5 protein-coding genes are annotated in these 6,783 nt (G+C 48.0%); 3 read left to right on the top strand and 2 right to left on the bottom strand.

The genetic code is table 11. The annotated features are described in order from the left end of the window. The coding region (locus tag AWU77_RS04985) for a TonB-dependent receptor plug domain-containing protein (RefSeq protein WP_152625271.1) at positions 1–371 on the bottom strand (371 nt) is incomplete at its 3' end. A 622-nt stretch (positions 372–993) separates the two neighbouring features. Here AWU77_RS04985 and AWU77_RS04980 point away from each other — a divergent pair. From AWU77_RS04980 to AWU77_RS04970, 3 genes are all read left to right on the top strand, one after another. Then, positions 994–1,464 carry a type VI secretion system tube protein Hcp gene (locus AWU77_RS04980; RefSeq protein ID WP_062059927.1) on the top strand — a complete coding sequence of 157 codons (471 nt, stop codon included), beginning with the start codon at positions 994–996 and terminating at the stop codon, positions 1,462–1,464. Between the two features lie 67 nt (positions 1,465–1,531). Beyond that, positions 1,532–2,623, top strand: coding sequence for a GTP-binding protein (locus AWU77_RS04975; protein ID WP_062059925.1), 1,092 nt, complete (start codon positions 1,532–1,534; stop codon positions 2,621–2,623). A 138-nt stretch (positions 2,624–2,761) separates the two neighbouring features. After that, a complete protein-coding gene (locus AWU77_RS04970) occupies positions 2,762–5,179 on the top strand; it encodes an acyl-CoA dehydrogenase (protein WP_238582306.1) in 2,418 nt (805 codons plus the stop codon). Between the two features lie 214 nt (positions 5,180–5,393). Here the strand turns inward: AWU77_RS04970 and AWU77_RS04965 are convergent, their stop codons facing one another. Beyond that, positions 5,394–6,725: a GGDEF domain-containing protein gene (locus tag AWU77_RS04965; protein ID WP_062059923.1), complete on the bottom strand. Its 1,332-nt coding sequence runs from the start codon at positions 6,723–6,725 to the stop codon at positions 5,394–5,396. Positions 6,726–6,783: the final 58 nt, after the last annotated feature.

Raw genomic sequence — 6,783 nt, 5'->3', positions numbered from 1 at the left:
TTCACGCCGTTAGTGGTCATGCTGGCGGGCGTTAGAAAATATTCGCCGTTCATGGTGCTCAACACCTGCCCCATACCACGTACGCTCACCACACTCCCTTGGCCGCCGCTGCGCTGGATTTGAATACCGGTAATACGCTGGAGCGAGTCGGCGATGGTGGTGTCAGGCAGTTTGCCTATGTCTTCGGCAGCGACTGAATCGACGATTTGTGCGGAGTTGCGTTTCACATCGATCGCTTTTTCCTGTGCGCCGCGCACACCGGTGACAACAACTTCTTCGACTGAATCGCCCTGTGCATAAGCACCAGTGGCAATGCAGGCGGCGATCATAGTGGAGAGCAGCTTTCGATTAAAACTTGTAGAACTGTTCATGTGGCGTCCTCTAGTTTTGACTTTTTATGTGGCTTGTTTTGAGTGATCTTGTCCCTGCGGGGTTGGGTTGGCAGGTACTCAGTCGGGACGAGGGCGTTATGGAGTTGTGCCACGTCCTCCACTGAGATGGCGGAATCCTAGATGTAATCGTTTACATTTTCAAACGGTTTGTGGCAGTTAAAACTGTAGGGTTAATATTTTATCTATTAAAAAATGACTAATTTTGCGACAGTTACATTTTAATTTCGATTCTATTTGTTTTATATGTTAATGATTTTAAACGATTATTTTTTCCAAGGTTGATTGCTAAGGTATTTTTTACAGGTGAGTGTAAATTATCTGTCAGTATTTAATTGTGGTGTGAAAAACTTGTAAACGGTTACATATTTTGTAACCTAAGGTGACAGGTTTGGTATAGAAAATAGACAGCCTCTGTAATCGCGTGTCTATTCTTAAGCTGCCGGGCGCTGTGACTTTTTCACCTGATTTGTTCAGATTGAATTCATGGGTTAGGCGTAGGCTAAAAGCTATCCACAAGGCGATTAGGTTTTGTGGTTGTACTACCAGCGCTGCTCCAGGTTTTGCAGTCCCGCGACAGCATCTATCACCAGAGGAGATCATCATGAATAAGCACATTCGTATTATTGTGGGCAGTTTTTTGTTAAGCGCATTTGCACCTTTGGCTGCAGTTGCCGCATCTGATATGTATATAAAAATCGGCGATATAAAAGGTGAATCAAGAGTTGTGCACTGCCCGGCCGGTACTTGCACATTAAGTGATTTGGCCGCCGGCACTTACCAGGTGCAGGTGTGCGATGAAAAAGGCACTGCGGTGAGCTCCAGTGTGGAGTTGAGTCAGGCGATTGTCAGTCCGCGCGATGCGGCGAGCGGTTTACCAACGGGTAAACGTCAGCATAAACCTATGACCATCACCAAATCGGTAGATAAGGCAACACCCGTACTCTATAACCTGGTGGTGCCTGAGTCAGGTTCTACGGTGACTATCCAACCGCAAGCCGCCGCGACTAAAACAACGGGGAGCGGTGGCGGTGCAGGCAAGGTGAATGTGCAGGATATAAGTATCACCCGCTAAGGTTTAGGCTTGGCCGCGCACCGCAGCTGTGTAGAATGCTCGCACTCTGTTGACCAAGGCTAGCCCTATGACTACTGAAAACCTCTCCGCGCCCGATGCTGCTGTCGGGCGCAAACTTATCCCCACCAATATCATCACCGGCTTTTTAGGAGTAGGAAAAACCACCGCGATTACCCATCTGCTCAGCACTAAACCGGTCGATGAAGTTTGGTCAGTGCTGGTCAATGAATTTGGTGAAATTGGTATCGATGGCGCACTGCTAAAAAATACCAATGCCCATGTGCGCGAAGTACCTGGCGGTTGTATTTGCTGTGTGGCGGGGCTGCCAATGAAAATCGCCTTGAATATGCTGATCGCCAAAACCAAACCCGACCGCATCATTATTGAACCAACTGGATTGGGGCACCCGGAAGAAATTATCAACACACTTATCGGCGAATATTACGACACGGTATTGGATTTGCGCGCGACTATCACGCTGGTTGATCCGCGCAAGCTTGACGATAAACGCTACGCTGAAAATGCCAATTTCAAAGATCAAATTGCGGTAGCCGATGTACTGGTCGCCAATAAAATCGATTTGTGTTCGCAGGATGATCGCGCGAATTTTGATGTGCTGGTGGCGCAATTTAATCCACCCAAACAGGCCGCGTTTAGTGTGCAACAGGGGCAACTTGAAGTGGCCTGGCTGGATTATCCACGCACCGCACACACGCTGAATAATCCCCAGCTCCATGCTGCGCAGCGCAACAATCGCCTGCAGCCCCAGCGCGAACTCTACAATGCCGCGATTCAATTGCCCGAGGGGCAGGATTACTTGCGCCGCGAAAATCAGGGGCAGGGTTTCTATTCCTGTGGCTGGATGTTCCAGCCCACAATCCGGTTTGATTTCAACCAGCTGTTTGGCTGGATGACCGGGTTGAACATGGTGCGCGCCAAAGCGGTGATGAATACCGATCAGGGCGTGTACATGTTTAATGCCGAAAATGGTGTGCTCAGCGTTAAGCCGCTGATGTTGGAAAACGCGCCAGATGCTGAGCCAGCTCGTGAACCAGAGCTGCTGGATAGCCGTATTGAATTGATAGATGACACCGCCTTGGCGATCGATGAACTGGAAGTAGATTTGTTTCGCTGCCGCATGGCAATTGCGCCGGAATGATGTGTTCTGGTGCATTCAAGTGCACCAGGAGCCAAATCTACGCAGGAAATCTCACCAACTTAACGGTATTGAGCTAAGGTTAAGGGTAGAGTTCTCACCGGAAACTCACCAAAACAAAACCTTTCAGGGGTCTTAAAAATGATGTTATTGCTTTCTTTGTTGGCGATATGGGCCTTGGTTGCCGTATTGATCTATCGTCAGGTGGCACTGGCTGCTGCCTCCTCTATTGTGATTATTGCCTGGTTGGTGTTGGGCGCGGTCACGCCCGTGCTCTTATCGCCCTGGTTAGTTGCGCCTCTAGTGTTGGTGCTGGTGGTGTTAAATGTTGGTTCTGTGCGCCGCGCAATACTGACTAAACCAGTATTTTCCATGTTGAAAAAATCCATGCCGCCGATCAGCGCAACCGAGCGCGATGCATTGGAAGCAGGTACAACCTGGTGGGAAAAAGAGTTGTTTAGTGGCCGCCCAGATTGGAATGAATTTGCGCAAATCAGCCTGCCGCAACTCACCGCCGCTGAGCAGAGTTTTATCGACAACGAAGTGGAAGAATTATGTTCACTGCTGGATGAATGGAAAATCCAAAATGACCTGAAAGATTTGCCGGCAGAGGCTTGGCAATATCTGAAAGATAAAAATTTCTTTGGCTTAATCATTCCTAAAGAATACGGCGGGCGCGATTTTAGCCCCTACGCGCAAAGCCGCATCATGAGCAAAATTGCCAGCCGCTCGGGCACCGCAGCGGTCACCGCCATGGTGCCCAACTCCCTTGGGCCAGGTGAATTGCTGGTAAAATACGGCACCGAAGAGCAGCGCCAGCGCTGGTTGCCGGGTTTGGCTAACGGCACCGAAATTCCCTGTTTTGGTTTGACTGGCCCAGAAGCTGGCTCCGATGCCGGTTCGATTCCCGACACCGGTATAGTCTGTAAAGGTATGCATGAAGGTAAAGAAGTTATCGGCTTGAAGCTTACCTTTAGCAAGCGTTGGATCACCCTTGCGCCAGTGGCAACCGTGGTGGGCCTTGCATTCAAAGTTTATGACCCTGAAGGTCTGCTGGGCGATCCGAGTAAAAAAGAATACGGCATTACCTGTGCGCTGATTCCGGCTAAACACCCGGGCGTGGAAATTGGCAAACGCCACAACCCCGGTTCGCCGTTTATGAACGGGCCGATTTTTGGCACCGATGTATTTATCCCTGTCGATTGGATAATTGGTGGCGCGGCAATGGCCGGCAAGGGCTGGCGCATGTTGATTGAATGCCTTGGCGCTGGCCGCGGTGTATCCTTGCCTGCACTATCCACGGCGAGCGGTGAAATGAATTACCGTATGGTTGGTGCCTATGCGCGCATTCGCCGTCAATTCAATACCGAAGTGGGTAAATTCGAAGGTGTACAAGAGGCATCGGCGGATATTGCGGCAAGTGGTTATGCACTTGAAGCCATGCGTCAATTTGTCACCAAAGGTTTGGAAACCGGTGCGCCAGCCGTAATGACCGCGATGGCAAAATACCATGCGACGGAAATGATGCGCCGATCCGTTGAACACTCGATGGATATAGTTGGCGGCCGTGCGATTCAAAAAGGTCCGCGCAATTTTCTGGTGGCTTCCTATCACTCAGTACCGGTGGCGATCACCGTGGAAGGTGCGAATATTTTAACGCGCTCACTGATGATTTTTGGCCAGGGCGCGATGCGCTGCCATCCCTTCCTGTTTGAAGAAATGCTCACCATGCAGTTGGAAAATTCGGCGGAAGGGCTGAAAAAGTTCGACAAATTATTCATCAGCCACCTCGGTCATATTTGCAACAATATGCTGCGCACTAAACTGCTGGGCTTCCTCGGTGGGCGTTTTAGCAGCGTGCCTGCTAATGCAGATGATTTCAGTAAGCGTTGGTATCAGCGCATTAACTTATTGAGTGCTGCACTGGCCTCTATGTCGGATATTGCATTGGGTGTGCTGGGCGGTAATTTAAAACGCCGCGAACTCTTGTCGGCGCGTTTAGGTGATGTGCACAGCCAATTGTTTATCGCCAGTTCGATTTTGAAATTCCACTCAGCCCATGCGCGCACTCGTGCGGAAGATGCACATGCCGAATATGCGTTGACGCGTTCGCTGTTTATCGCACAAGAAGCACTGCGTGATTTTTCCGATAACTTCCCGCTCAAATGGCTCGCTAAAATGGTTCGTTTTATCGCTATGCCTTACGGCAAAATCGTGAGCAAACCGAATGATGATTTGATTCGCGAGCTGGGCGATTTGATAATGGAAGAAAATCCGGTGCGGCAAATGCTTGCGCAGTATCTCTATGTTAGCCATGACCCGCAGGATGCATTTGGTCGTGTAGAGAGCACCTATCAGTTACTGCTGTCATTGGGCTCGGTATGGAATACTTTCCTCAAAGCCAAAAACAGCGGAAAAATTACCGGTGCCACTACTGAAGAATTAGCAAAAGATGCGGTAGAGAAAAACATCATTCAGTCGCACGATGTGGCGCGCCTGGTGGAGTACGATGCTAGGCGCTTCGATTGTTTGTTGACGGATCATTTTGATCAGCTGTAACTCTGCGCTTCTTAATAGAAAATAAAAAACCCGCTGCGGCGGGTTTTTTATTGCGCTTCAAAGAATAAGTCTAAGGTTGGGAGTCGTCATCCCCGCGTGGGGGGATCCATAGGTCTTAAAATCAAAAGCTGGACTCCCGCAAGCGGGAGTGACGGAGGGAGATGTAATCAAAGGGAGTAATTCAGTCGCAGTGGATATGAACGACGAAATAAAATTACAAAGGCAATTCATCATCCGCTATGACGCAACAATTTCTTCCCTGAGCTTTCGCTTCATACAGTGCTTTATCAGCGCGTTTAAAGGTGGTTGCAAAATCCTCATTGGCCAATTTATCGCTAACGCCAAAGCTGGCGGTAACCGCAAGTGGGTTGTCTGGTTCAAACACAGTATCGTAAATCATCATGCGAATTTTTTCGGCCAGAGCGATGGCAAATTCTTTGCGCGTACTTGGCATAATTACAACAAACTCTTCGCCGCCCCAGCGGCCGAGAAAATCTTGTTTACGTATGCCTGTGCTAATGATTGCTGAAATTTTTTGTAATACCCGGTCACCTGTGTCGTGACCGCGCCGATCGTTGATACGTTTAAAGTGGTCTATATCCACAACTATTAGCGCAAAATCCGGCGCGCTTTTATTTTCTTTTTTTCCTTTATTGAAATTCATTAAGGTTGCAACAATTTGGTCTATACCAAAACGGTTGTAAGCTTGAGTGAGGGGGTCAACCGTAGACAGGCGGCGAAATTTATCCGTCTCCAGCTGTAATTGGGCGTTGTTATCGCTGAGCTGGTTGATGATTTGCACATCGTATTTGGTCTGTTGATGTAGTTGTACTAAGCGCACAATGGCATATGAAAATATGCCTAGCATCCAGCAGCCAAGAATAAACAGATACCAATGCTCCTCGCTGATCCACTCGCCCACAAATTCAATTTTTTCGATTTTAATATCATGGTTGCCTGGTTGATAACCTTCTACAAAATCAATGCCTAAAACTACACTGTGGCTAAGATCTGGTCGCGATAGATGACGTGAGATGTCGTATTGCCCTAACCACCAGTCGGCAACAACAAATTCGTCTATATGAATTTGAACTTCTTCTTTTAAATCTTTGGTATGCAGCACCAGCGAGTGAAATTTAGTGCTGTTGGCATCTTCTTTGGTGGAGTAGGCTGGGTCTGCGTTGCGAATAAAAATGCGTAAAATTTTTGCGCTACCGGAGTAATTAATTTTAAAGTTTAGATAGGTGTATTCTTCAATATTTATACTGTCAAATAGGTTTTGGCCGAACAATATATTAAAGCTACAGGCAAAATACTCATTTTTATTGTCTTCAGGATAAACGCAGCGCCATAGACTTTGCTCTTGGTTCAGCCAAAAAGCCGAGGGAGTTCCATCGCTTTGCTTGGATGCATAAAAGTAGGTAATAAGGTCTGTATTCGGCCAAATTGTAAGGCGCTTTTGCGGAAAATAGTTGGGAGCCAAAATGGTTATGATCGTCGCCAAAATCGCAACCAACAAACCAGTATTAAAGTGCTTATCATTCATGACAGGGCGGTATCCAATTTGGCAAAACTGCCTTTAAGTATTGGTCAAATTGGAAAAA

It is taken from the genome of Cellvibrio sp. OA-2007 (genome assembly GCF_000953825.1).
Taxonomy (GTDB): domain Bacteria; phylum Pseudomonadota; class Gammaproteobacteria; order Pseudomonadales; family Cellvibrionaceae; genus Cellvibrio.
The sequence above is the reverse complement of the archived record's forward strand: the minus strand, read 5'-3'. Positions and strand labels throughout refer to the sequence as shown.